Source organism: Chryseobacterium defluvii (assembly GCF_014204415.1).
GTDB classification, from domain to species: domain Bacteria; phylum Bacteroidota; class Bacteroidia; order Flavobacteriales; family Weeksellaceae; genus Chryseobacterium; species Chryseobacterium defluvii_A.
The window spans coordinates 1636418-1661528 of record NZ_JACHLE010000001.1 but is presented as its reverse complement, the minus strand read 5'-3'; the positions used below and the strand labels follow the sequence as shown (position 1 = coordinate 1661528).

The window sequence follows — 25111 nt, the reverse complement described above, 5'->3', positions numbered from 1 at the left end:
ATTTCATTTAAATTTGCGCTTTTAAAATTAAAATTGCTGATATGGCAGAAGTTACAGAAGGTGGTCACCACTTTGATCTTAAGAAGCTCTCATTTGTAGGAGTCATTGTATCCTTAGGTATTGTATTTGGTGATATCGGAACATCTCCTCTTTACGTAATGAAGGCGATTGTTAACGCCCGGAAAGACGGAGCTTCAATGCCATTTGATGAGTATATTGAAGGCGCTTTGTCCTGTATTATCTGGACATTGACTCTCCAAACCACCATTAAATATGTTATTATTGCTTTAAGGGCAGATAACAAAGGGGAAGGCGGGATCCTGGCACTTTATTCACTGGTAAAGAAGCTCAAGAAAAAATGGCTCTATGTGGTTGCCATTATCGGGGCATCAACCCTGGTGGCAGATAGCGTAATTACCCCTTCCTTAACTGTAATGTCAGCTATTGAAGGCCTCAAAATCTATAATCCGGAAACCCCCGTAGTTATTATCACTCTGGTCATTTTATTTGTGATCTTTGTGGTGCAGCAATTCGGGACAGCTTCCATTGGTAAATTCTTTGGTCCTATCATGGTCACGTGGTTCCTGGTTTTGGGTGCTTTTGGGTCCATCCATATTTTTGATCATATCGAGATTTTAAAAGCTTTCAACCCGATGTATGCTTACAATCTGATTACGCATTCATCAAGTGCAATTGTGATCATGGGGGCGGTTTTCCTTTGTACGACCGGAGCAGAGGCTCTGTATTCCGATCTTGGACACTGTGGTGCAAAAAACATCAGAGTGAGCTGGATCTTCGTAAAAATAATGCTTATCCTCAATTATCTGGGACAGGGAGCATGGTTGCTAGATAACTATCAGCAGGTATTCACCGGGGTCAATCCTTTCTTTGGGATTATGCCGCAATGGGCTGTTTTGCCGGGAGTGATTTTAGCAACGGCAGCGGCTATTATTGCCAGTCAGGCCGTAATTACGGGATCATTCACTATGTTTTCCGAAGCAATGTCCATTTCATTCTGGCCTAACCAGCATATTGAATATCCGTCCGGGATCAAAGGACAGATGTATATTCCAAGGATCAACTGGGGGTTAATGGCATTTTGCTTTGTAGTCGTTGTATTCTTCCAGAAATCTGAGCATATGGAAGCTGCTTATGGTTTAACGATCACCATCACGATGTTGATGACCACCATATTGCTGCTATTCTGGCTGAGCAGAACAAGGGTAAGCAAATTTTTCATAATAGGTTTCGGGGCTGTGTATCTGTTCCTGGAGTCAGGGTTCTTCTATGCTAATGTGATCAAATTTATTGACGGAGGATGGCTAACTATGGTTCTGGGTGGATTTATAGCGATCTGCATGTATGCATGGTATAACGGAAGACTCATAAAAGCCAACTTTATCCAGTTTGTGAAGATCGAAAAGTATGTATCTATCATTAAAGACATGAAGCTGGATGAAACCATCCCTAAATATGCAACAAATCTTGCCTATTTAAGCCGTGCAAAAAGAAATGATGAAGTAGAGTCCAAAATAATTTATTCCATCATCAAAAAACAGCCGAAAAGGGCAGATCATTACTTTATTTTAAGCATTGTGAACCAGGAAGATCCGTATACATTCAAATATACGGTCGACGAGATCTTGCCGGGCACGATCTATAAGATCAACTTCTTACTAGGATTTAAAGTAGACCGCAGGATCAATGACTATTTTAATATCGTTTTAAAAGATCTGATGGCTGACGGAACGATACCTTCAAGAAGCAGCCACCCGTCTCTAAGGGCCCATAACATTCCACCGGATCTGAAATATGTGATTATAGATAACACCTATATCAACGATATCCTTCTCACGGTGAAGCAAAAGATCACCCTTAATATTTACAACTTTGTAAAGTATATCGGAAGCGATGATTTCAAGGCATGGGGCGTCAGTTCGCATAACGTGGAAGTTGAATCCGCACCTATTACCGAGCTTACAGTGTATGATACCAAGATTGAGCAGGCAGGATTTACCCGACATTATTCATAATAAAGTTTAAATAAAAATCAATAAATTTGTAGATAATTTTATTGATGGACACGATACAAAAAGAAAAAAATATTGCTTTAATCAAGGATGTTCTGAGAAACTACTTATTGGAAAAAGGTTTCAGGAACACCCCTGAACGATATACCATATTGGAAGAGATCTATAATATGGATCATCACTTCAATGTGGATGATCTCTACCTTCTGATGATGCAGAAAAAATACCATGTATCTAAAGCAACGATTTATAATACCATAGAAATTTTCCTTGATGCAGGCCTGATCCGTAAGCATCAGTTCGGTGAAAAGACCCTGACGTCCTCTTCCTACGAAAAGTCTTATTTTGATAAGCAGCATGACCATCTGGTGATCTACAAAAAAGATTCGGACAAGGAAATTGAAGAGATCATCGAATTTTGTGATCCCAGGATCCAGGGAATAAAAGAAGCCATTGAAGATGCATTTGGCGTAAAAATTGATTCTCATTCGCTGTACTTTTATGGCACCAAGAATGACTGATCAATGAGACTGTTTTTTTTTCTAGTGGTTTTTATTTCCACGATTACTTATGCACAGGACAGGCAAAAGCCTGCACAAAGAGATCCTTATTTACAGAATCCTGTAAAAAACCAGCCGCAGCAGGTAAAACCTGAAGACAAGGTTCATATTATCAATGCCGATTTTATAAAGAAGAATCCTGAGAAATATGACGGGAACAGGCATCTTGAGGGCAATGTGAAAATTGAGCATCAGGGTTCTGTTCTTACAGCCGATGAGGTTGTGATCTATGATGAGGAGAATTTTGTGAAGGCTATTGGCAATGCCAGGCTCCAGAATGCAGATGGTTCCGTGATTACCGCAGCAGAAATGGAATATGACGGGAATACTCAGAAAGGGGTTGCCAGAAAAAATGTGGTGCTTACCGATCCCAAAGGGACAGTGATCCGGACAGAGACCATGTACTATGACAGGATTTCAAATCAGGCATACTTTAATATGGGAGGTACTATCAATGATGGTAAGAGTACGACTTATGCCAAATCTGCAACGTATTTCCTGACTACCCGTACCATAGACCTTAGCGGAAATGTAAAGATCGAAGACCGTGATTATACTCTGGAAGGAATCAATGTAGTGCAGAACCAGAATACCAATATTGTAGATATTAGCGGCCCGACTACCATTACCAATAAAAAAAATCCTAAGAATCGTATTTTTACAGAAAAGGGTAAGTATAATATGAATACTAAGGAATCCTTTTTGTATAAAAATTCCAGGATTTTCTATAATGACAAGATCCTTACCGGAGACGAAATGTATTATAATCAGCTCTCGGGATTTGGAAAGGCTACAGGGAATGTAACCCTGGATGACCCGAAAGAAAGGCGGTATATCAAAGGAGGATATGGCGAGATATTTGAGAAGAATGACTCTGCTATGATCACCAAAAACCCGTATGCCGTAAAAATCCTTGAAAAAGATTCCATATACTTTGCTTCTGAAAAAATCATTTCGTACCAAAAACCCGATGCTAAAGACGCTGCTGTTAAGAAAAGTTTCCTGAGGGCTTTCCGAAAAGGAAGGTTTTATAAATCGAATGCCCAGGGAAGAGCGGACTCACTGGCATTCAATGAAACGGATGGTATCCTTCATATGTACACAAAACCGATACTTTGGAGTGGTGAAAAGCAGGTGACAGGAGATAAAATAGAAGCCTATTTTAATACGGAAACCGAAAATATAGATTCCCTGAAAGTAATAGGGAATGCTTTTGCCATAAGTAAGGTAGATTCATTAACCCTTAAAGACGAGTTCAATCAGGTCAAAGGGAAGCTCATGACCGTTTATTACCAGAATAATGATATAAAGGAGGCAAAAGTGATAGGGAATGCCCAATCCATAGTATATGTGGATGACGTTAACCAGCAGACAAAGGAAAAAGAGCGGATCGGGATTACCTTATCTTCCTGTGGCATTATAGGGGCATTATTTGAAGAGAAGGCATTACAAATCATATCATGCAGTATCGGGGCTACTTCAGATACCTATCCGATGAGCATGATAGAACCTTCAGGAAGAAAATTCCCTGACTTTAACTGGAATACAAAGGACAGGATCAGGAAATGGCAGGATATCCTGGTAGATACACCTGATTATGAAGAAATAAAATACGAAATGGATAATAAGCTTTATGACCAGGCCCAGGAGGCTATTGAGAAAGAAAAAGCTAAAGAAGAAGCCCAAAAGCCGAAAAGGGTTAGAAAGTAATATCCTTAAAAAAAATTACGATTATTGTAGATATTAAAACAATTCACCGTTTTTCAAAAATTGGTGAATTGTTTTTTTATTTTCTGGTTCTAAACATGAGATATCTGTTTTAATTTCTGATTTTTTCAATTGAAAATTATATAATTATTCACAGTTTATTGAATAATTATATTTATTATAATTCGATTTACGTTAATTATTATTTAGTATATTTTGTTTTCGGATGATATATTTTCATTTTTATATGTTTAGCATTGTAAAATACATATGTTTTGTTTTATAATATTTTGTATATTTAAGCATTCAGATTGTACTCAAAAAACTAACAAAGATGAAAGCGAAAATTATTTGCTTAATCTTTATGGTCTTTGGCCTAAAGATAAGTGCACAAGTTGGGATTTCAAAAGAAGCCTCTTTTCAACCCGATATCAGAACGCAGCTGCATGTAAAACAGGACAATTCAGCTGCCCGAATGCCAAGAGCCAACTTGGCCTCACAATTGCCAGCCTCCGCTGTCGGAACCACAGGGAATGGTACACAGGGTTCCGTAATCTTTAATCGCGAAACAGGAAGTATTGTTCAAAATGACGGGACGGTATGGAAGATCTCGGATCCGATTGTCACGACCATGAAGAACAATAAAATGGCACGTTTTATAAGAAACGGAGTTGTCACCACTACCTGCCAGAATTGTAACTTTCCTAACTGTCTGTTTGCTGTCGACAGGACCTGTGCTGCTGTTGATGTCCCCTTTACTTCAAACAGTCCGGCTTTCAATGATATTTTTAGTGATGTGGCTTTGGTGAGTACCCCCAGTAATATGATCAATATTAAGACAAGGGGATTATATAAAATATCCTTTAAGAGTGGGGCGGTTGAGGTGTCAGAAGCTTTTTGCCTATCAGCCTCCACCAACTTGTATTCAAGACTCAATTTAGAGCTTAGTTCTGATAATGGTGCTACGTGGGCACCTATTAATAACAGTTCCAGCAGCTCGAATGGCGGCCTTTTATCCGTAGCGACCTTAGCCCCCGGATCTATTGATGTGGGGCAGTCTTTAGCCTTTACTTATGTAGGGGTCTTTAATGCAGGTGACAGGTTGAGGTTAAGGTTTTATGGTAATCAGGTGATGCTGGCAGGAGGGTGCCTGGGAAGCAATATGTATTTTTCCATGAATACTACGGGAAACGGTATCTCTGAGATAATTGTTGAAAAAATAAATATGCAGTAAAATGAAAAAGATACTATTTTTAATAATAATGATATTTCAGTGCTACTGTTTCGGACAAATAACTATCGGAAGTGCTGATAATAGTAATAAGAATATCGTAAAAGTGATAGACGGAACAAAAGGAGTAATACTTCCGTTTGCAAATGCCTATACAGCGTTTCCGAGATATAATGCGTCTGCAAATGATATATTTGATGATTACCCCAATCTTATTGGAGGGCTTATTTATAGTAAAAATGATGATCAGTATTATAAGTATGACGGCTATGCATGGAATCCCGCGAGACAGATACAGGGTATTTTCCAGACCAGAACTTCAAGGTTGGGGGTTTCAACAGGAATTACTATTCCGTGTATATCCTTTGGGATAGGTTTTTGTTTCGCAACAAATACTCCTACCTATCTTGCCCCAGATGACAGAAGCCAGGTGCTTGTAGATAATCTTCTCATTAAAAATGCCAGTTCGGTGACTGTTAAGACAGCAGGATTATATGATATAGGAGTTGCTTTGGGATTTACCGGAGGTACTATCGGGTTTCAGGCAGGGATCACGGAATTTAAACTGACCCTGCAGGTAAAATATACTACGGCTTCCGCATGGGAAACTGTAGTTTCCAAAACAAACTACTCTATTATTTTTGTAATCGATACACAAGGAAATAAAACATCCAGTTTCTCACAAACCATTTCTTTACCGGCGGGAGCTGAAATAAGAGTAGTCCCGGGAATAAGCTCAACTGCCGTTTCAGGAGGAGCTCTTGCAGCTTACGGTACAGATACCAGTACAATTTACTCATACGTTGCCGCCCGTTTAATCAAAGCTTATTAAACCATGAAAAAATTTATATACTGCATCCCTTTACTCATCATGAGTATTTGCAGTGCACAAGTGAATTTTACCAGCATTTCAAACCCTGACTCCAATGCCAGTGGAAATGATCAGGTAATGATGTATATTACCAATGCTAATGAAGCTTCCGGTGTAAAAGGTTTCGGGCTTCCTGCAGTGGATGCTGCTGTCAATTTGCCTTTCACAGGTGTAAATGCCCCGGTTACAAGGATAGAGGCACTCAGAGGAATGTTGTTGTTTGTAAAAAGCACAGGTCAGGTCATGGTTTTTGACGGATTGGTTTGGAGCAAAGCATTTGAAATAGAGTCAGATAATATATCAAGATTTCAGATCAATGCTGTCTCCACTACTTCGGGAGCTGTATTATTACCCATAAATTCCCTGATAGACAAACCTAATTTTCTGGCAGATCCATTAAGATTAAAAACCAATATAGCAACAAGCGGAGTAAATCTTAACAGATTGTATATCCGGCAGACAGGTTTGTACAGGATTAATTTAAACCTGAATTTTACAGGTCCTGCAGGATCATTTAGTAACAGGTTGGGTGCCAGTCTGTATGTTAATGACGTTCAGAGATTCCAGCTTTTGGAAAATACAGTGAACTTTGATGGTACCAACAGAAAGATCAACCTTGATTTTTCTGTATATGCAGTACAGGGGCAGTATATAACTCTGGAAGCGATCTCAGAAATCGGAGGTACAACATCCTATAACGTTACCAGTAACAGTTATGTAACAGTAGAGAAAGTTTTGTAATAAATAAAAACTATATTAATATTTTTTTGATTTGGTGATCACCCTTGCTATTTATGTTAAGGGTGATTTTTTTATTCTATCGGGATAATTTCGGCATTTAATGAATGTTTTTTAGCTTTGCTGAAATTTTTACGAAAATGGAGATGCAAAAAGATTTTTTTATATATCAGGCACAGACTACAAAATTTGCAGCAGGTTTTGAAGTTGAAAAGGCGGAAGGAAGCTATATTTTCGGGACAGATGGCAGAAAATACCTGGATTTTGTGGCCGGAGTGTCTGCCAATACCTTAGGTCATTCTCATCCTAAAGTAGTTCAGGCGATCAAGGAGCAGGCAGATCGATATCTTCACGTTATGGTCTATGGGGAATATGCCCAGGAAAAGCCGGTGGCATTGTGCAGATTACTGGCAGAGGCAACTCCGCCCCCTTTGGAAGTTACCTATCTGGTCAACAGTGGAGCAGAGGCTATTGACGGAAGCTTGAAACTCGCGAAAAGATATACCGGAAGAGAGGAGATCGTTTCTTTTAAAAACTCTTATCACGGCAATACCCATGGTGCATTGAGTGTTTCCGGAAATGAAACCCATAAAAGAGAATTCCGTCCGTTACTTCCAATGGTAAATTTCATTGAATTCAATAACGAGAATGATCTTGATAAGATTACCGATAAAACAGCGGGTGTCATTATGGAAACCATTCAGGGGGCTGCAGGATTTCTGGTTCCGGATGATGGATATGTAAAGAAACTGAAGAAAAGATGCGAAGATATGGGAGCTCTTCTCATATTGGATGAGATACAGCCGGGATTCGGAAGAACAGGTAAGCTGTTCTCTTTTGAACATTTTGAGATCGTTCCGGATATTTTGGTAATGGGCAAAGGGATGGGAGGCGGAGTTCCGGTGGGCGCTTTCATGAGCTCAAAAAAAATTATGGAAGCACTGTCTCATTCGCCTAAGCTTGGGCATATTACTACCTTTGGAGGAAATCCGTTGATCGCAGCAGCAAGCCATGCCACCCTGAAAGAGGTCCTGGAGAGCGGACTGATGGATCAGGTGGAAGAAAAAGAAAATCTGTTCAGGGAGCTTTTGGTGCATCCAAAGATCAGGAATATTAACGGAAAAGGCCTGATGCTCGCGGTTAATTTAGGATCCCCTGAATATACATTGGATGTAGCCGGGCAATGTATGGAAAAAGGCCTGGTCGTTTTCTGGCAGCTGTACAGGAATGAGTATTTGAGGATATCTCCGCCCCTCACTATAAGCAAGTATGAGATCCGGCAAGGCTGTCAGATTATATTGGATGTATTAAACAAAAATTAAAATGCCCCATTGAGGCTTTTATACTCTGAAATATGTTTACAGTAACCTGCTTTTTGGGTTAAAAAATAAAAGATTTAAATATATTTTCCATCACGTTCCGGGTTGAAAAAGTGATTAAACACCTATTTAAAAATCATTGATAAATATCATGCTTATTATATAAAAAAGTAAACACATTTTTGTGTAATAAAAAAATTAATTTATATATTGCGGGACGATAAAACAAAGAATATATGGCGAAACATAAAGTCCATTACGAGTTTCCAATGCATTGTCTTTCAGAAATTTTGTATGAATATCTGGCTACTGCAGAGGGACTATCCGAATGGTTTGCAGATGATGTGGTAGAGAAGGGGGATGATTTCTATTTTAGTTGGGGCGGGGGACCTGCCGAAAAAGCAACTTTAATCAGATATAAGCCTGAAGGTTTTGTACGTTTCAGATGGGAAGAAGATGAAGGAACCAAGAACTTCTTTGAGATGACTATTGTTATCGACGATATTACGGAAGACCTGGCCCTGAATATTACAGATTTTTGTGAACAGGGAGATGAAGAAGAAAATGCAATGTACTGGGAAAACCTTATAGAAAATCTCAGGATAAAACTAGGTGCAGCTTAATAAAAGCTGTCGTATTAAATAGTAAACTGATGAACGATTTATCGTTCATTATTTTTTTATCAACAAATCAGATCAGAAATTGGAAAAACAATATTTTACTTCAGAAGAATTAAATGTAAAAAACAGGGCATTCCTGTTTGGGGATGCTGTGAAAGTTTCCTTCTTCATAAGGAATGCAAAGCTTATCATGGATGAAGAATGCTATTTTTTCCTGATGGCCTCCATGAGAAAGCTGAGAATGAATATTCCTTTAGCATATACTTTGGAATTCTTCCAGACCCTTTTTCAAAAAGATACTATTGAAGGAAAAGGCATAACCAATGGGATCATCAATTTTCAGGTATTCAGGAATTCGGATGAGATCACGCTGGCAAAATCATCCGTATCCTATTTTTATGAAATTACCGAGACAAATGATGTTCTTTCGGTTTATCAAAGACCGTTGGAACTGGATCTCATTAAAGAGATCAATGTGAATAACAATCTGCTGAGCAACATCAGGGTACATTGCCCCGAAAATATTTATGGCGGGATCTATGCGCAGGAGAATGACCTGGATGATGTTATCCTTCTTAATCCCAATAAAAGGATTGCCCGCTCTGCCTCCGGGAATCTTCTTTTTCTGGAAGGAAATGTGATCAAGATCCCAAAACAATCAGAAGGAGCCTACATATCTCCTTTGATGGAAAATTTCGTTACTTTTTTACATAAGAATAACCTTGCTGATATACAGGAACACGAGATCATCGCATTTGAATCTCAGAAAGCAGAAGAGATTTTAATGATCTCTGATGAAAAAGGCATATTTTCTGTAGGTAAGATAAGAAACAAGACTTTCGGAAATTCCCGTTTTTCAGAATGGGTAGAAAGCTGGAAGCAAAGTTTTTAAAATTGACAAACCCGGTAAACAACAAAGTCCCAAAAGTCCTTTACCGGGTTTTATTCTGAGTAGATCAGAAATTGTATTATTTATATTTTTAGTATTCGTTGAAAAACTCTACGAATTTTTGTGCAATTTCTTTTTGTCCTTTTTTGCTGGTCAGGTATTCCCTGTCTTTTGTATTATTAATGTAGCCCAGCTCTACCAAAACGGCCGGTGCTTTGGTTTCTCTTAATATATGCAGATTGCGTTCTGTAATATTGCACTTTCCAAGCTTATTGGTGATCTGTCCGGCGATCTTTTTAGATTCTTCAGAAGACTGAACGAAGATCTCGTGTCCCTGTTTCGTGGTTTCTTTTTCAGGAGTCCTGTTTACATGCAGTGAGATCACCATTACGGGGCTTAAATCGTTGATTCTGTTGGTACGGTCTGTAAGGCTTTTGAATTCGTCTGAATCCCTGGTCAGGATCACTTCATATTTTTCCTGGGTTTCATTGATCTCATGAATCTGCTCGGCAATATCAAGAACGATTTGTTTTTCGGAATGATCACTGTAAACAGCTCCTAAGTCATTACCGCCATGTCCGGCATCAATTACAATGTATTCCTTTTTGATCGGGGTGAAAGATAAAAATGCTGTTGAAAAGAGAGATAAAGCAAATAATTTGAATCCTTTCATTTCACTGATTTTAGTTTATCAAATAACGGGAAATCTTTTTAAAAAATTGGTTAAAACAATCTTAAAGTTTGTTAATTTTATAATTCTCCTTTATATGATGAATGAAGCCTTTTAATTCAGAGAAATATCTTCCGGGGAATTAGCCCAGAGCAGATATTCACCACCCAGATTCTGCATGATGGATTTCCAGAGAGTCTGATCATTAGGCAGGGTGTAGTCCAGATTATAAATATCCACTACTGTCCACATCTTTTTCTGAATTTCATTATCAAGCTGTCCGGCAGACCATCCGGAATATCCCGAAAAGATCTTCACGTCGGCAATGTTAAGATCATTACTGAGAACCGAATTGATGATACTTTCAATATCTTCTGTCAGGTAGAATTCTTCAGTGATATCAGTATAGATATCCGTTACTTTTTTACCCTTTACAATAAAGAAAACCTTATCATTCTCCACAGGGCCACCGTCATAGACGTCAATTTTGAATTCAAAGAAATTTTTGAACCTGCTGCTCATCTGATTATTTTTCTTGTTCAATATCAATCCGAATGCGCCCCCTTCATTATGATCAATCACGAGGACTACCGACCTGGAAAAAATATCGCCGGAAATATCAGGGGTGGAGATTAATATTTTACCTTTGTATGAGTAATTCATACTCAAAATTAATAAAAAATAATTATGGAAAACCTTCATGATAAAAGAAAAATATATCAGAAATCCCAACTTGTTGAAAGTGAGATAAAACAAAATCCTATAGAGCAGTTCAGGGACTGGTTTTTGGATGCCAATGAAGATCCTGCGGTCTCTGAAGCCAATGCAATGGCGATTTCAACAGTAGAAGAAGACGGTTGTCCAAGAACAAGAATGGTGCTTCTGAAAGCCTATACACATGCAGGATTTATTTTTTATACCAATTATGACAGTAAAAAAGGAAAAGCAATAGAAAATAATCATAAAGCCTGCCTGCACTTTTTTTGGCCGAGCCTTGAGAGGCAGGTCATTATCAAGGCAAAATTGGAAAAAGTAGCTGAGAACCTAAGTGACGGATATTTTCACTCAAGACCGAAAGGAAGCCAGTTGGGGGCAGCCGCTTCACCTCAGAGCCAGATCATTCCCAATAAAGAATTTCTGGAAGAAAGATTGAAGAAACTGGAAAAAGAGTACGAAAACAGTGAAGTTCCGAGGCCTGAAAACTGGGGCGGATATATCGCAAAGCCTTATGAAATTGAATTCTGGCAGGGAAGGCCCAATAGGCTCCATGACAGGATTGTTTACGAGCTGGATGGTCTTGACTGGAAGATTTCCCGTCTGGCTCCGTAATAAATTGATTGGTTGAGATGCTTCGAATAATATAAAGGTTCTTTAAATATATAAAACATAAAAAAACCTCATCTAAGGATGAGGTTTAAATTTTTTTTAATCTGAATGATTATTTCTTCTTAGCACCAGAAACTGCATTAGATAGATCAGCTCCAGCCTTGAATTTAGCAACTTTTTTAGCAGCGATTTTGATCGGTTTTTTAGTTGCAGGGTTGATACCTTGTCTTGCAGCTCTCTCAGCTACTGAGAAAGTACCGAAACCTACTAAAGAAACTTTTCCGTCTTTTTTCTTTAATGTAGAAGTTACATTAGAAATGAATGATTCTAAAGCAGCTTTAGCTGCAACTTTAGTGATACCTGCATCCTTTGCGATTGCGTCGATTAATTCAGACTTGTTCATAATTTTTAATATTAAAGTTAGTTTGTAATTATAGCAAATATAATACAATTTTCTAATTGTGCAATTTTTATATTAAAATTTGTATAATTTTTGTAATTTTTAATGAAAACAGTTGAAATATGATAATTTCAGTTTTCACGAAAAATCTACGTTACCCGCCACTAAAATCATGCCAAATGCTTATGTGTATTGAGTTTGATGAAATTTGGTGATTATTTTTCACATTTGTTAAATCCTGAATTTTAACATAAAGTATTAATGCTTTTGACGATATGGTTGTAGATTTTTTAAATAAAGCTTGAAAAAATTACGGTTAATAAAATTAAATATCTGGATATCTGGCAGTTTTAAAATTGTTTAAAAATCTGTTTTATTGATTTTTATTAATAAATTTGCAGCATGTTAATAGAAGTTTTTAAGTCTAAAATTCACAGGGTAAGAGTGACAGCCTCGGACCTTAATTATATTGGAAGCATCACGATAGATGAAGATCTTATTGAAGCTGCAGGTTTGGTAGTAGGTGAAAGAGTTTATATCGTGAATGTGAACAATGGAGAACGTTTTGATACATACGTTATAAAAGGAAAAAGAAAATCCGGAGAAGTATGTCTGAACGGGCCTGCTGCCAGAAAAGTGCAGAAAGATGATATCATCATTATTATAGCCTATGCACAGATGACTCCTGAGGAAGCTAAAAACTTCCAGCCGAAAATCGTTTTTCCGGACGAAAAAACTAATCTTCTTACCTGATTCATGGAAAACAAATCACCTAATCCCTTAAAATCAGTAATTACCATTGTAATTTCGCTTGCTTTTGCAGGCTTTTTTTTATGGATCGCACTCAAAGGGCTGGACTTTAAAGTAATACAGAAATCCCTTGCCAGAGCCAACTATATGTGGGTCTTATTGGCCTCTGTTTTTGGAATTTTAGCCTATTGGTTCCGTGCAGTACGCTGGAACCTTCTGCTGGAGCCCATGGGGCATAAAATATCCAGCTCCAATTCTTTGTGGTCTATTTCCTTTGGATATCTGATGAACCTTACCATTCCCCGAAGCGGAGAAGTAGCAAGAGCCACAGCATTATATGGAGTGGAAAAAGTACCGGTGGACAAATCCTTTGGAACCATCATCCTGGAAAGAGTGGTGGATCTGATCTGTATGCTGGCTTTTCTTGGATTGACCATCATATTCAAGTATGACGCCATCATTTCATTCTACAAATTTGTTACGGAACAGAAAGCTAGGAAACAAAAATTTGAGCCTAACTTCATGGAAAGGCAGCTTATAAAATTGGGAGTCAGTGATTTTGATTCGTTTTATTATTACTTTAAGATTTCTGTTGTTATCCTGATAATAGTAGGATTAATAGCTTTTTATAAATATAAGAAAGAAAAGCTGATCAATTTTGGAAAAGGGATCTTGCAGGGTCTGACCTCCATATTTAAACTGAAAGAGAAGGTAAAATTCATTTTGTATACAATTGGGATCTGGATCAGTTATTATTTTGCAGCATATCTGGTGTGTTTTGCACTCCCTGAAACCTCAGACTTTACCATAGCCGATGGATTTTTCATTATTGTTGTTGGTACATTGGGAATGATGATCCCGGCAAGCGGTGGGATCGGAGCATTTAACCTTGCTATGAAATATGGCTTTATGGCTCTGTTCATTTCCGTGGGAAAAAGTGCGGAACAGGGTGGTGAAATGGGTCTCACTTATTCATTCATCTCTTTGCCGTTACAAATTGTTATCATGCTTGTTATGGGGCTGATCTCCATACCTATGCTGGCAAAAGAAAGGAATAAAGTAGCTGCCGGCAAAAATTTTCAGCATTAATTTTATAAAATTGATATAACTATAAAAGGGGCCTGGTTTTAGCCGGGCCCCTTTATTATGGATATCTGACGATGGTTTGATTATGGTAAACCGTAACACCTGTATTATTTTTTAAAATAAATTTGGTCAATTCATAAATCAAATTTATCTTCAAGGCAAAAATAAACTTAATAACATTATGGCGATTAATTTACAGAAAGGGCAGAAAATTGATTTAGGGCTTACTAAAATGACAATTGGATTAGGATGGGACCCGAATGACGGAACGGGATATGACTTTGACCTGGATGCTTCGGCGATTATGATTGATTCTGACAGAAAACTGGTGAGTGAGGAGTATTTTGTTTTTTATAATAACCTGAATTCTCCGGATGGGGCACTGAACCATACAGGTGATGACCCGAGCGGAAAAAACAGCGATGGTGATGATGATGAAGCCATTGTAGTGGATCTGGACAAAGTAGACCCGAGGGTAGAGGAGATCCTATTTGTGGTAACCATTGAAGATTTTGAAAGAAGAAAGCAAAACTTCGGACAGGTGAGAAACTCCTATATCAGGGTTGTTGATAACTCTTCTCATCAGGAAATTGCAAAATATGAACTGGATGAGGATTTCTCCATTGAAACGGGAGTAGAGTTCGGAAGGCTGTACAGAAAAAATGGAAGCTGGAAATTTGAAGCATCAGGAATAGGATACAGAGCCGATTTATCATTCTTCCTTGAAAAATACTATAAAGGACAAATCATTAAATAATTATAAATAACATTAAAAATAAACTATATAGCTATGGCAATCAATTTACAAAAAGGTCAGACTATTGATTTAAGAAAAAATGATCGTGGAGAAAGTGTTTATGACCTTTCCAAAGTAACCATCGGTCTGGGATGGGACGTAAGAAAACAAGGTGGTGGGTTTTTAGGAAAACTGTTCAGTAAAGAAGCAGAATATGACCTGGACGCCATTGCTTTTCTTTTGGATGACAACGGGAAAGTAGCGGATCTGGGAAGAACGGTTCAGACCAATGATGGAAGACAGATGGGGCTTTATCAGGGAGATGTTATTTATTTTAACTCAATGCAGCATCCGAGCGGGAATGTATGGCTAACGGGTGATAACAGAACAGGAGCCGGAGACGGGGATGATGAGCAGATCATCGTAAAGCTGGATCAGCTGGACCAGAAATACCAGAAAATACTATTCCTTGTTACCATATACCTTGGCAGAAAAAACAACCAGCATTTCGGAATGATCGAAAACGCATTTATCAGAGCCGTGGATGCACGCGGAAACGAAATTACAAAATACAGCCTTTCGGGGGATGCCAGTATGAACGGTATGTGTTCAATGGTTTTTGCGGAAGCGTACCGTCATAATGGAGACTGGAAATTCCGTGCATTGGGAGAGCCGCATCATACGGATAACTTCGTTGATATTTTAAAACAGTATGTATATACCCGATAAATGAGACGGTTACCTGTTTATTTATTACTGGATACTTCGGGGTCTATGACCGGCGAACCCATTGAGGCAGTGAAAAATGGTGTCCAGATGATGCTGCATTCTCTAAGGCAGATGCCTCAGGCATTGGAAACCGCTTATATCAGTATCATTACTTTTGATACAGATGCCAGGCAGGTGATTCCCCTGACCGATCTGGCAAGCTTTCAGATGGTGGATGTTAAAGCTTCGGGAGTTACGTCTTTCGGGGCTGCACTTTCTTTATTGGCAGATAAAGTTCAGACTGAAGTTACCAAGACCACTACAGAACAGAAAGGAGACTGGAAGCCTATGACCTTCATCATGACAGACGGTGTTCCTACAGATGACTGGCAGTCTGGTATGAATAAATTAAAATCCGTATATAAAGGATTTATCATCGGATGTGCAGTGGGAGGCGATGCCGATCATTCTATTTTGAAGCAGATCACCAATGAGGTGGTAAGTCTGCAAAATTCGGATTCTGAAAGCATTGCCCAGTTCTTTAAGTGGGTTACGGCTTCCATTTCCACTACCTCTACCAAACTCGAAGAATCCGGGAAAGAGGTGTTTGGCTTAGACCAGCTTCCTCCTCCGCCTTCAGAACTAACATTCGTTTCATAATGAGTAGAAGATTATTAGCCTATTTTTTACTGGATACGTCAGGATCAATGAACGGAGAACCCATTCAGGCACTGAATAACGGGTTTAACGGACTGATCAGCATGCTTCGTGCAGATCCCCAGGCAATGGATACCCTGCATCTGAGCGTAATTACCTTTGACAGGGATGTTAAAAACATAATTCCCCTGATCGATCTGGCGAGCTTTCATCCGATGGAGATCACATGCCCGGACAGTGGCCCTACCCACACCGGAGCTGCCTTGGAAATGGTCTCGGGACTTGTTCAGGGAGAACTGGTGAAAGGTTCAGCTGACAGAAAAGGAGACTGGAGGCCGCTACTGTTCATATTTACAGACGGGAAGCCTTCGGATATCCAGAAGTATAAGGAAATGGTTCCAGTGATCAAAAACCTGGAATTTGGGATCATTGTAGGATGCGCAGCAGGCCCTAAAGCTGATGAACAGTCTTTAAGGGAGCTGACGGACCATGTAGTGAAATTAGACACTACTGACGCTGTTACTCTTTCATCATTCTTCAAATGGGTAAGCTCTTCCATTACAATGGGAGGTAAAACCCAAGGGACGGGAGAAAGTATGATGCTGCCGCCACCGCCTTCTGAGCTTAATATCATTGTCTAATAACCTTGTCTTTAAAAATTAAACCATGAGAAGACTGCCTATTTATTTTCTTGTCGATATCTCCGAATCTATGGTAGGGGAACCTATTGAGCAGGTGCAGGAAGGTATCGCAACTATCATTAAAGAACTGAAGAAAGATCCCTATTCACTGGAAACAGTCTGGATCTCCATTATAGGCTTTGCAGGAGAAGCGGAAGTCATCACTCCTTTGCAGGATATTATCAGTTTTTATCCTCCGAAAATCCCTATCGGGAGCGGAACGTCTTTGTCAAAAGGACTTTACAAGACAATGGACTGTATTGACAGGGATATTGTAAAAACAACCTATGAAAGAAAAGGAGACTGGAAACCTATTGTTTTTCTCTTCACAGACGGTGTTCCTACAGATGATGCTACGGCAGCCATTGAAAGATGGAATACAAACTATCACGGAAAGTCCAATACAATAGCCATATCTATTGGGGATAATACCAATCATAAACTGTTAGGCTCTTTGTCTGACAATGTTTTACTGTTTAATAATTCCAATGAAAATTCTTATAAAGAGTTCTTCAAATGGGTTACGGATTCCATTAAAACAACCAGCCAGAGCGTAAGTGAAACCAATAAAGAAGGAATCAATCTCTCCAAAATAGATCCCATTATCCTTGAAAAAGTAGATCCGGAAACCCAGCAGAGATTTCCTGATAATAATTTCGTTGTCCTGAATGCAAAATGTTCGGAAACAAAGAAGCTTTACCTGATGAAATTTAAGAAAGCGCTGACCAATTCCGGTATCGAAGGGATGTCAACACGGTATTACAGGCTGGATGGGGCTTATAAAATAGATGAAAGTTCCTATTTCAGGCTTTCTTCATCACAAAAAAATAACTTAAGGATCTCTATTGAAGAATTGCAGGGAAGTACTTCCTGTCCTCACTGTTCCAATCCTATTGCTTTGGCAACCTGCTCATGCGGAGGTATCCATTGCCTGAAGGGAGAGGGACACAGCACATGCCCATGGTGCGGAACCTCAGATTATTATGGGTTTTCAAGCGAAGGATTTGATATTAACAGGACTTTAGGCTGAGAATGGAGGGAGATATCAGGCAGATCCTGAAGGATCATCATATACTGGAAGGAAAAATTACGGATAAGATCGTTTCAAAACTTATCGGTAATGCCAGTGTGATCAGGAATCTGCATTCCATTGCTGAAGCCAAACAAAAAATTATGCAAGAAGCAATCATTTATAAAGAAAAAGAAGAATTCAAAGAAGCTCATCTTGTGATGAAAAATGCCAATTCGAAACAATACTATGAATATAGTTTTGAGATGGAAAAGTTTCCGAATATCCGGATAAAAAGTATCGAAAATCTGGAAATTACCGGCCTTGAATTCGAAAATAATACCATCAAAGGCACGCCGGTCACCAGCAATGCCTTTAACCTTGAGATCCGGTTTTTTCATATCGGCGATGAGGGAAATACAGACAGTAAGACCGTACAGTTATTTGTAAATGCAGACCCGAAAGACTTATGGAAAAATATTCCCAGTCCGGAAGATGCTGTTTTCTATAAACCTGAAGAAGCTAAATTTAAAGATGCTTTTTTAGATAAGAAAATTGTGGTAGCCTCCAAAAGAGGACGCTCACATGCCCATGAAGGAACGTTCAGGGATGATGATTTTGCAGTCAGTGAGCTTCCTGCAGAATGGAGCATCATTTCGGTCTCAGATGGAGCCGGTTCTGCAAAAATGGCGAGACGCGGGTCTCAGCTGGCCACAGAATCTATTAATGGGTTCTTTAAAAACGAAGAAATCTTAAACGAGATTGAAAAAAATATTGGACTTATTTATCCTGATAGATCAGAAACTAATGATGAGACTAATGACATCAGGACTGAAGCCAGACAAAATGTGATCAGGTCCCTATATAAAGGGATTCTGCATACTTATAATGTATTGAATGAGGCAGCAGCAGAGAACGCTTTCTCCATAAAAGATCTGCATTCTACTTTAATTTTTGCTCTGGTTAAAAAATTCGATTTCGGATATGTCATTCTGACCTTCGGGGTTGGGGACTGTCCGATTAACTTGATCACTTCTGACAAGAAAGAAGTAAAATTGCTGAATAAGATGGATGTGGGCGAATTCGGAGGCGGAACCCGTTTTATTACCATGAAAGAAATTTTCAACGATACCATTACTTCCCGTTTCGGGATAGTTTGTGTGGAAGATTTTTCACGCCTTGTCCTGATGACGGATGGTATTTATGATCCTAAATTCGTAACAGAAAATAAGCTGGAAGATATGGAAAGCTGGAATGCTTTTTTTCAGGATTTAGATGGCAACAATGATGACAGAGCTAAAGTGGATTTTGAAAATGATGAAGATATTGATACGCAGCTGCTGCAATGGACTGACTTTTGGAGCCGGGGCAATCATGACGACAGAACCTTAGCTATAATATATTGATGATGAAAAAAACAGTTAAAGTTCCTTCCGTTTTAGACGCATCCAAAACCTACGAATATGTAGACGAAAGCCCGGTGCAGGGTGGAGTAAAGGATGTGTACTTCTCTCCCAACAGGGATTATGTGGTGGCATTCTACCGCACCCCTTTGGAAGTGGACCAGAAAGAAAGGATCAAGCGGATCGTTTCCACTTACTTGGACAACATACAGAATGGAAATGCCTCAGAGTACTTCATAGATGAGATATTCAGATGGCCTTATGATATTGTTCAGAAGGATAAGCTGACCGGTATTGTGGTCCCTGTTTATCATAAAAAGTTTTTCTTTGCCAAAGGATACGTAGGCTCAGATACGATCATGGGCGGGGATAAAGTAGGCAAATGGTTTACTTCCCCTATGTTCAGGAATCAGCATTATCCTTTAAGGCTGGACAGATCCGAATTGGGAGACTGGCTCAGCTATTTCCAGATCGCCATCAATATAAGCAGGGGAGTCAAGAAACTTCACCAGATGGGTTTGGCACATTCAGACCTTTCTTATAATAATATTCTGGTGGATCCGGTTACTAAATCTGCCTGTATCATCGATATAGACGGATTGGTAGTTCCTAAACTTTTTCATCCGGAAGTTATCGGGACAGCCGATTTTATTGCTCCCGAGGTTTTAAGAACTAAACATTTGAATATTAAAGACCCTGACAGGAAGCTTCCTAACCAGAAAACCGATCTTCATGCTTTGGCAGTGCTGATCTATATGTACCTGCTGAGACGCCATCCTTTGAGAGGAGGAAAGATCTGGGATCTGGATTCTGAAAAGGATGAGCTTTTATCTATGGGTGAAAAGGCAATTTTTGTAGAGCATCCCACGGATACTACCAATTATGTAAAGCCCGATCATCTTAAAAAATGGGATGCCTTTTGGGGGGATCCGAAGAAAGTTCCTTATACTATTACAGGCCCTTATCTATCCGAATTGTTCAGGAAGGCTTTTATAGACGGGCTTCACGACCCAATCAGGCGCCCGATCGCCAACGAATGGGAAACCGCTCTTTTGAAAACGGTAGATCTGATACAACCCTGCCATAATAAGGACTGTGCAGAAAAATGGTATGTTTTTGACAACAGCAATCAGCCTAGATGTCCTTTCTGTGGTACTCCGCATCAGGGGACACTACCGGTGCTGGACCTGTACTTTAAGTTTAAGGATGATGTCTGGAAGCCGGAGAATCACAGGATCATGGTGTACCACAATCAATATTTGTTCAAATGGCACGTTTCCAAAAAGGTGATCAGGAATGAGAACCTGACAGCAGAAGATAAAAGGCCTGTAGGATATTTTACATTCCATCAGGGGAAATGGGTTTTGGTGAATCAAAGCCTGCCAAGTATGAAAGATGTTACGGAACAAAAGGAAATCCCGCCCAATTCAATGGTGGAGCTTACGGATGGCAAAAAGATCCTGCTATCTGATGAAGAGGGGGGAAGGCTTATTTATGTGACTTTAGCCAATCAATAAGGCAAAATCAACAAAATCAGAGGCTGTCTCACTTTTTTCTTTTCAGTCAATTTTGACAGAGAAAAAATAACTCGGTGTATTATCTAAACATTAGGCTTTATTTGTCAAAAGGTGCAAGATTTTGAATTGCCGGATCAAAAACAGTTTCTTTGATGGCTGTATTAATTAATTTTCTCACTATTGTCAGTGGATGTTCAGGAAATTCAGCATCATATTGTTCCTGTTCAGATTTATTCATTGGAGTTCCTCCTTTAAAATCCTGATCATACGGATCTTCGAACCAGTTTTGAAGTCTGTTGTCTTCAAAAGTTACCTCACCGCTATTAAGAAATCTATCTAAAATAAAGGCATCTCTTATCCCAGTAGTTCCTACTTCAACAGCCTGGGCTTTGATAACAAAACTGTAGTTTTCAAAAGGGATGGTTACTGAAGCAAGATAGCTCATTCCTCTTTCCGGCTGAGGAATTTTAAAAATAGTTTTTACACTTGGGATATTGTGGAGATTGAAAATGGAGATCTCGATAATTCCACCTCCTGAATCAGCAATTGATTGTCGATGGAAATTTCTCAATACATAAATATCTTTAAAAGTAGGTAAATCAGGCGGGATATTGAAAAAATAAAGAGATATCAAAGCACTTTGTTCAGGATTTACCCAAACAATCTGAGAGTCATTTTGCTCTACTATATTCCATCCAAAATTAGGAACAGAAACAGAATTTATAGTAATTTCCATTTTCTTTTCCGCTTTCGTTTCTTTTTTCCTGAAGAAATTGAACATAATGTATTTGTGTTTATAGATTGTCTAAATGTAGAAATATTTTTAGCAAAGAAAAATCCTTTAGAACTAAGTCTAAAGGACTTTATGATATTATTTTACCCAAACGCCCTCTTCAGCAGACTCTCCACTTTCGGTTCACTTCCCCTGAAGCTTTTATAAAGTTCCATAGGATCTTTAGTACCGCCAGAAGAAAGAAGCACTTTATATTTTGTAGCAATGTCAGGATTGAAGATCCCGTTCTCTTTAAAATATTGGAAAGCATCTGCATCCAGTACTTCCGCCCATTTATAGGAATAATATCCTGCAGAATACCCGCCCTGGAAAATATGGGAAAAACTCGGGCTCATTGCTGTTTCCGGATTACCTGGGTAAAGCTGTGTTGCTTTGGTGTACTTATCTTCAAACTCCTTGACACTCTCACCTTCTAATTCTCCCACTTTCGTATGATAATTCATATCAAGAAGCCCGAAACCTAATTGCCTCAATGTTTGGTAACCTTCCATAAAATTCTTGGACTGCTCTATCTTTTCTATCTTCTCATCTGGAAGGATTTCTCCGGTCTTATAATGTTTTGCAAAAGTTTTCAGGAATTCCGGCTCATAACAGAAATTTTCAAGAAATTGAGATGGTAATTCCACAAAATCCCATTTTACGGAAGTTCCGGAAAGGCTGGGATACTGGGTATTCGCAAGCATACCATGAAGCGCATGCCCGAATTCGTGGAATAAAGTCGTTACCTCCTGAAAAGTCAGTAAACTTGGAGTATCTTTTGTAGGTTTGCTGAAATTGCAGACAATGGAAATATGAGGCCTGGAGTTTAACCCGTCTTTTTTGTACTGGCTTTTATAACTTGTCATCCAGGCTCCTGCTCTTTTACCTTTTCTAGGAAAATAATCCACATAAAGCAGGGATTTATACTCCCCATTTTCTTTTACTTCATATACTTTCACCTCTTCGTGGTATTTCGGAATGTCATTTCTTTCCTCAAAAGTTAACCCGAAAAGCTGCTGTGCCAACCCGAAAACAGCCTCCTGTACCTGGTTCAACGGGAAATAGGGTTTCAGTTCCTCATCATTCAGGTCAAATTTTTGTTTACGAAGCTTTTCTGCATAAAAAGCATGGTCATGGCCTTGCATTTCATCAATTCCGTCTGCTTTGGCCAGAGATTTCAGCTCTTCGATCTCTTTATCGGCATAAGGTTTGGCTTTGGTCAAAAGCTCATTCAGAAAATCAAGGACTTTCAGAGGGGATTTGGCCATTCTCTCCTCCAGAACAAAGTCAGCATAATTGTCATACCCTACAAGTTCGGCTTTTTGCTGTTTTAAACGGAGAATTTCTTTGATGAGGTTTTGGTTATCAAATTCACCGCCGTCAAAAGATTTTTTACCATTAGCCAAGGCCAGTTCTTTTCTCAGCTCACGGTTTTCGGCATAGGTCATCACTGGGATATAGCTTGGATATTGTAATGTAACAACCCAGCCGTCCAGATTTCTTTCTTTGGCTTCCTCAGCATATTGCTCAAGAATGGCTTCCGGAATACCTGCAAGTTCTTTTTTATCGGTAATATGTTTAAAATAGGCGTTGGTTGAAGCAAGAACATTTTGTCCGAACTGTAAAGATTTTAAAGACAGTTCCATATTGATCGTCTTTAATTTTTCTTTGTCCTCATCGTTTAATAAGGCACCGCTTCTTACAAAGCCTTTATAGGTCTCGTTCAAAAGCATTTGCTGTTCTTCATTCAGATCGTACTGATCCTTTTCATCATATACGTTTTTTATTTTAGTAAACAAAGCTCCGTTTTGTGAAATTTTTGATGAATACTCCGTTAAAATGGGAGAAACTTCCTGTGCGAGCTTCTGAAGTTCATCACTGGTTTCTGCAGAATTCAGATTGAAAAAAATATTGGAAACCACATCCAGCTGTTCACCTGCATAAGCCAGCGATTCGATCACATTGGAGAAAGTCGGTTTTTCAGGATTGTTAACAATGGTATTGATCTCTTCTTCGGAACGTTGGATCAACTCTTTAAAAGCAGGAAGGTAATCTTCGTTTTTAATATTGCTGAATGGTGCTGAATGGTATGGTGTATTGAATTTCTCGGTTAAAATATTCATGTTATATTTTTTAGGAATGTAAATTTAATTATTTAGTTCAATTCAGAATGAGAATGCCCAAAAATAATGCCTTAATGAAAACTGTGACAAAATGCCCTCCTCTTTTTTCGAATAAACTTGTCATATGGAAAGTGATTGTATTACAGGAATCGTTAATTTTGGTTAACATTAAAATATTGAAACTATGAAAACATTTTTGAAAATTTTAGGATTCCTTATCCTTCTTATTATTGCTTATGCTGTTATTGCTATGCTGGCTTTCAGTAAAGACTATCATTTTGAAAAATCCGTTGTGATCAATGCTCCGAAAGAAAAAGTATGGCAGCATGTAGGTACTCTAAAGGCTTTTAATGAATGGAACCCATTTGCTAAAGCTGACAAAAACATACAGATCACTTATTCCGGAACGGGCGGGCAGGTAGGTGAATCTTATCACTGGAAGGGAAATGATGAAGTAGGAGAGGGTGAACAAACCGTAACGGAAGTAATACCGAATGAAAAACTGAGCAGCAAACTGCATTTTATCAAGCCTTGGGAAGGAGAAGCAAAAGGCAGCTTTATTTTAACACCTGAAGGAAACGGAACTAAAGTAACCTGGACCATGGACAACGAACTAACGACCATGATGAAGCTTATGAAGCCAATGATGGATAGCCAGATGGGCAAAATGTTTGGCCAGGGACTGGATAACCTGAAAAAAAATGCAGAAAAGTAAAAATATCAGCCTTGTAAATTTACGAGGCTTTTTTATTTAAAAAATCTTATCTTTATGTAAAGATAAGATTTATGGAGAAGATTGTATTTGAGAAAACAGACATAAGAAATTATGTAAAAACAATAATTGCTGAAAAGATCCAAAAGCTGAAAAAATTTATAGAATTTACTTTAGAAGCAAGCAGGGATATCAAAAAGACTCCGAAGTATGACAGTATGCGGGAAGAAATGCAGGAGGAGATCTACCAGATGCAGAGACAGCTAGGTGCTTTGAATGATCTTCAGCGCAATATGTCAAAAGTTTTAAATACTGCTACGGAAACGATTCAGCTGGGATCTTTGGTAATCACCAATAAAGCCCGTTTTTATATTTCGGTTTCCCTGGGAGAGTTCTTTTTTGAAGGCGACCGTTTTTATGCCATCTCTCCCGAAAGCCCGATGGCGAAAAAAATGATGGGAATGAAATCAGGAGATGCTTTCACGCTAAATAATATTCATCAGGAGATATTGGAGGTTTTATAGAGATTAGGAGGTTTCTGTTAAACTTCTATTGAGCCATCAACTATTAACTGCCAACTCTCAACTTTTTCATAAT

Annotated in this window: 26 protein-coding genes; 21 read left to right on the top strand and 5 right to left on the bottom strand. The window is 38.7% G+C overall.

The window, feature by feature from the left end; genetic code table 11:
- The first annotated feature begins 41 nt into the window (after positions 1–41).
- The 9 genes from HNP38_RS07585 to HNP38_RS07545 all read left to right on the top strand — a co-directional run bounded on the left by HNP38_RS07585 (position 42) and on the right by HNP38_RS07545 (position 9968).
- Positions 42–2033 carry a KUP/HAK/KT family potassium transporter gene (locus HNP38_RS07585; protein WP_184186971.1) on the top strand — a complete coding sequence of 664 codons (1992 nt, stop codon included), beginning with the start codon at positions 42–44 and terminating at the stop codon, positions 2031–2033.
- Positions 2034–2077: 44 nt separating this feature from the next.
- Positions 2078–2551: a Fur family transcriptional regulator gene (locus HNP38_RS07580; protein WP_034709941.1), complete on the top strand. Its 474-nt coding sequence runs from the start codon at positions 2078–2080 to the stop codon at positions 2549–2551.
- Between the two features lie 3 nt (positions 2552–2554).
- Positions 2555–4300 carry an OstA-like protein gene (locus HNP38_RS07575; protein WP_184186968.1) on the top strand — a complete coding sequence of 582 codons (1746 nt, stop codon included), beginning with the start codon at positions 2555–2557 and terminating at the stop codon, positions 4298–4300.
- A 331-nt stretch (positions 4301–4631) separates the two neighbouring features.
- Positions 4632–5531, top strand: coding sequence for a hypothetical protein (locus HNP38_RS07570; RefSeq protein WP_184186965.1), 900 nt, complete (start codon positions 4632–4634; stop codon positions 5529–5531).
- 1 nt (position 5532) lies between these two features.
- A complete protein-coding gene (locus HNP38_RS07565) occupies positions 5533–6360 on the top strand; it encodes a hypothetical protein (RefSeq protein WP_184186962.1) in 828 nt (275 codons plus the stop codon).
- Positions 6361–6363: 3 nt separating this feature from the next.
- On the top strand, positions 6364–7140 hold the full coding sequence (locus HNP38_RS07560) for a hypothetical protein (protein ID WP_184186959.1): 777 nt from the start codon (positions 6364–6366) through the stop codon (positions 7138–7140).
- A 143-nt stretch (positions 7141–7283) separates the two neighbouring features.
- Positions 7284–8459 (top strand): aspartate aminotransferase family protein, encoded by a 1176-nt coding sequence (locus HNP38_RS07555; RefSeq protein ID WP_184187673.1) that lies wholly within the window; start codon positions 7284–7286, stop codon positions 8457–8459.
- A 233-nt stretch (positions 8460–8692) separates the two neighbouring features.
- Positions 8693–9079 (top strand): START-like domain-containing protein, encoded by a 387-nt coding sequence (locus HNP38_RS07550; protein WP_184186956.1) that lies wholly within the window; start codon positions 8693–8695, stop codon positions 9077–9079.
- Positions 9080–9158: 79 nt separating this feature from the next.
- A complete protein-coding gene (locus tag HNP38_RS07545; RefSeq protein ID WP_184186953.1) occupies positions 9159–9968 on the top strand; it encodes an aminotransferase class IV in 810 nt (269 codons plus the stop codon).
- An 88-nt stretch (positions 9969–10056) separates the two neighbouring features.
- Here HNP38_RS07545 and HNP38_RS07540 read toward each other — a convergent pair whose 3' ends face one another.
- Both HNP38_RS07540 and HNP38_RS07535 read right to left on the bottom strand, forming a co-directional pair.
- Positions 10057–10638, bottom strand: coding sequence for an N-acetylmuramoyl-L-alanine amidase (locus tag HNP38_RS07540; RefSeq protein ID WP_184186950.1), 582 nt, complete (start codon positions 10636–10638; stop codon positions 10057–10059).
- A gap of 111 nt (positions 10639–10749) precedes the next feature.
- Entirely contained in the window at positions 10750–11298 is a 549-nt protein-coding gene (locus tag HNP38_RS07535; protein WP_184186947.1) for a YqgE/AlgH family protein, read from the bottom strand.
- Between the two features lie 24 nt (positions 11299–11322).
- Here HNP38_RS07535 and pdxH point away from each other — a divergent pair, with 24 nt between their 5' ends.
- Positions 11323–11964, top strand: coding sequence for a pyridoxamine 5'-phosphate oxidase (gene pdxH / locus HNP38_RS07530; protein ID WP_184186944.1), 642 nt, complete (start codon positions 11323–11325; stop codon positions 11962–11964).
- Positions 11965–12073: 109 nt separating this feature from the next.
- Here pdxH and HNP38_RS07525 read toward each other — a convergent pair whose 3' ends face one another.
- The gene (locus HNP38_RS07525; RefSeq protein ID WP_047097388.1) at positions 12074–12364 is read right to left on the bottom strand and encodes an HU family DNA-binding protein; all 291 of its coding nucleotides are present in this window, start codon (positions 12362–12364) and stop codon (positions 12074–12076) included.
- 399 nt (positions 12365–12763) lie between these two features.
- Between HNP38_RS07525 and panD the strand changes: the two genes are divergently transcribed.
- The 9 genes from panD to HNP38_RS07480 all read left to right on the top strand — a co-directional run bounded on the left by panD (position 12764) and on the right by HNP38_RS07480 (position 20907).
- Positions 12764–13114 carry an aspartate 1-decarboxylase gene (gene panD, locus HNP38_RS07520; RefSeq protein ID WP_123262299.1) on the top strand — a complete coding sequence of 117 codons (351 nt, stop codon included), beginning with the start codon at positions 12764–12766 and terminating at the stop codon, positions 13112–13114.
- A 3-nt stretch (positions 13115–13117) separates the two neighbouring features.
- Positions 13118–14200: a lysylphosphatidylglycerol synthase transmembrane domain-containing protein gene (locus tag HNP38_RS07515; RefSeq protein ID WP_184186941.1), complete on the top strand. Its 1083-nt coding sequence runs from the start codon at positions 13118–13120 to the stop codon at positions 14198–14200.
- Between the two features lie 178 nt (positions 14201–14378).
- Positions 14379–14954, top strand: a complete 576-nt coding sequence (locus HNP38_RS07510) for a TerD family protein (RefSeq protein ID WP_184186938.1) — start codon at positions 14379–14381, stop codon at positions 14952–14954.
- Positions 14955–14987: 33 nt separating this feature from the next.
- On the top strand, positions 14988–15662 hold the full coding sequence (locus HNP38_RS07505; protein ID WP_184186935.1) for a TerD family protein: 675 nt from the start codon (positions 14988–14990) through the stop codon (positions 15660–15662).
- Entirely contained in the window at positions 15663–16301 is a 639-nt protein-coding gene (locus HNP38_RS07500; RefSeq protein ID WP_184186932.1) for a vWA domain-containing protein, read from the top strand.
- Complete coding sequence (locus HNP38_RS07495) at positions 16301–16939, top strand: vWA domain-containing protein (protein WP_184186929.1); 639 nt, start codon at positions 16301–16303, stop codon at positions 16937–16939. The genes HNP38_RS07500 and HNP38_RS07495 overlap by 1 nt, the downstream gene beginning before the upstream one ends.
- 25 nt (positions 16940–16964) lie before the next feature.
- Positions 16965–18008 (top strand): TerY-C metal binding domain-containing protein, encoded by a 1044-nt coding sequence (locus HNP38_RS07490; RefSeq protein WP_184186926.1) that lies wholly within the window; start codon positions 16965–16967, stop codon positions 18006–18008.
- A 2-nt stretch (positions 18009–18010) separates the two neighbouring features.
- Positions 18011–19393 (top strand): PP2C family serine/threonine-protein phosphatase, encoded by a 1383-nt coding sequence (locus HNP38_RS07485; RefSeq protein ID WP_184186923.1) that lies wholly within the window; start codon positions 18011–18013, stop codon positions 19391–19393.
- A gap of 2 nt (positions 19394–19395) precedes the next feature.
- Entirely contained in the window at positions 19396–20907 is a 1512-nt protein-coding gene (locus HNP38_RS07480) for a helix-hairpin-helix domain-containing protein (protein ID WP_184187670.1), read from the top strand.
- Between the two features lie 97 nt (positions 20908–21004).
- Here HNP38_RS07480 and HNP38_RS07475 read toward each other — a convergent pair whose 3' ends face one another.
- Complete coding sequence (locus tag HNP38_RS07475) at positions 21005–21688, bottom strand: hypothetical protein (protein WP_184186920.1); 684 nt, start codon at positions 21686–21688, stop codon at positions 21005–21007.
- Positions 21689–21783: 95 nt separating this feature from the next.
- Positions 21784–23802: a M3 family metallopeptidase gene (locus HNP38_RS07470; RefSeq protein ID WP_184186917.1), complete on the bottom strand. Its 2019-nt coding sequence runs from the start codon at positions 23800–23802 to the stop codon at positions 21784–21786.
- Between the two features lie 184 nt (positions 23803–23986).
- On the opposite strand from HNP38_RS07470, the gene HNP38_RS07465 reads away from it, so the two are divergent.
- A complete protein-coding gene (locus tag HNP38_RS07465) occupies positions 23987–24517 on the top strand; it encodes an SRPBCC family protein (protein WP_184186914.1) in 531 nt (176 codons plus the stop codon).
- A gap of 71 nt (positions 24518–24588) precedes the next feature.
- Positions 24589–25038 carry a hypothetical protein gene (locus HNP38_RS07460; RefSeq protein ID WP_184186911.1) on the top strand — a complete coding sequence of 150 codons (450 nt, stop codon included), beginning with the start codon at positions 24589–24591 and terminating at the stop codon, positions 25036–25038.
- Positions 25039–25111 lie beyond the last annotated feature (73 nt).

What these genes read in the sequence shown, in the direction of transcription:
- HNP38_RS07560 (WP_184186959.1), top strand. Translation starts at nt 6,364, where the DNA reads ATGAAAAAATTTATATACTGCATCCCTTTACTCATCATGAGTATTTGC.
- HNP38_RS07575 (WP_184186968.1), top strand. Translation starts at nt 2,555, where the DNA reads ATGAGACTGTTTTTTTTTCTAGTGGTTTTTATTTCCACGATTACTTAT.
- pdxH (WP_184186944.1), top strand. Translation starts at nt 11,323, where the DNA reads ATGGAAAACCTTCATGATAAAAGAAAAATATATCAGAAATCCCAACTT.
- HNP38_RS07555 (WP_184187673.1), top strand. Translation starts at nt 7,284, where the DNA reads ATGCAAAAAGATTTTTTTATATATCAGGCACAGACTACAAAATTTGCA.
- HNP38_RS07465 (WP_184186914.1), top strand. Translation starts at nt 23,987, where the DNA reads ATGAAAACATTTTTGAAAATTTTAGGATTCCTTATCCTTCTTATTATT.
- HNP38_RS07485 (WP_184186923.1), top strand. Translation starts at nt 18,011, where the DNA reads ATGGAGGGAGATATCAGGCAGATCCTGAAGGATCATCATATACTGGAA.
- HNP38_RS07470 (WP_184186917.1), bottom strand. Translation starts at nt 23,802, where the DNA reads ATGAATATTTTAACCGAGAAATTCAATACACCATACCATTCAGCACCA.
- HNP38_RS07505 (WP_184186935.1), top strand. Translation starts at nt 14,988, where the DNA reads ATGGCAATCAATTTACAAAAAGGTCAGACTATTGATTTAAGAAAAAAT.
- HNP38_RS07460 (WP_184186911.1), top strand. Translation starts at nt 24,589, where the DNA reads ATGGAGAAGATTGTATTTGAGAAAACAGACATAAGAAATTATGTAAAA.
- HNP38_RS07585 (WP_184186971.1), top strand. Translation starts at nt 42, where the DNA reads ATGGCAGAAGTTACAGAAGGTGGTCACCACTTTGATCTTAAGAAGCTC.
- HNP38_RS07535 (WP_184186947.1), bottom strand. Translation starts at nt 11,298, where the DNA reads ATGAATTACTCATACAAAGGTAAAATATTAATCTCCACCCCTGATATT.
- HNP38_RS07495 (WP_184186929.1), top strand. Translation starts at nt 16,301, where the DNA reads ATGAGTAGAAGATTATTAGCCTATTTTTTACTGGATACGTCAGGATCA.
- HNP38_RS07570 (WP_184186965.1), top strand. Translation starts at nt 4,632, where the DNA reads ATGAAAGCGAAAATTATTTGCTTAATCTTTATGGTCTTTGGCCTAAAG.
- HNP38_RS07500 (WP_184186932.1), top strand. Translation starts at nt 15,663, where the DNA reads ATGAGACGGTTACCTGTTTATTTATTACTGGATACTTCGGGGTCTATG.
- HNP38_RS07580 (WP_034709941.1), top strand. Translation starts at nt 2,078, where the DNA reads ATGGACACGATACAAAAAGAAAAAAATATTGCTTTAATCAAGGATGTT.
- HNP38_RS07515 (WP_184186941.1), top strand. Translation starts at nt 13,118, where the DNA reads ATGGAAAACAAATCACCTAATCCCTTAAAATCAGTAATTACCATTGTA.
- HNP38_RS07550 (WP_184186956.1), top strand. Translation starts at nt 8,693, where the DNA reads ATGGCGAAACATAAAGTCCATTACGAGTTTCCAATGCATTGTCTTTCA.
- HNP38_RS07565 (WP_184186962.1), top strand. Translation starts at nt 5,533, where the DNA reads ATGAAAAAGATACTATTTTTAATAATAATGATATTTCAGTGCTACTGT.
- HNP38_RS07475 (WP_184186920.1), bottom strand. Translation starts at nt 21,688, where the DNA reads ATGTTCAATTTCTTCAGGAAAAAAGAAACGAAAGCGGAAAAGAAAATG.
- HNP38_RS07490 (WP_184186926.1), top strand. Translation starts at nt 16,965, where the DNA reads ATGAGAAGACTGCCTATTTATTTTCTTGTCGATATCTCCGAATCTATG.
- panD (WP_123262299.1), top strand. Translation starts at nt 12,764, where the DNA reads ATGTTAATAGAAGTTTTTAAGTCTAAAATTCACAGGGTAAGAGTGACA.
- HNP38_RS07510 (WP_184186938.1), top strand. Translation starts at nt 14,379, where the DNA reads ATGGCGATTAATTTACAGAAAGGGCAGAAAATTGATTTAGGGCTTACT.
- HNP38_RS07525 (WP_047097388.1), bottom strand. Translation starts at nt 12,364, where the DNA reads ATGAACAAGTCTGAATTAATCGACGCAATCGCAAAGGATGCAGGTATC.
- HNP38_RS07540 (WP_184186950.1), bottom strand. Translation starts at nt 10,638, where the DNA reads ATGAAAGGATTCAAATTATTTGCTTTATCTCTCTTTTCAACAGCATTT.
- HNP38_RS07480 (WP_184187670.1), top strand. Translation starts at nt 19,396, where the DNA reads ATGAAAAAAACAGTTAAAGTTCCTTCCGTTTTAGACGCATCCAAAACC.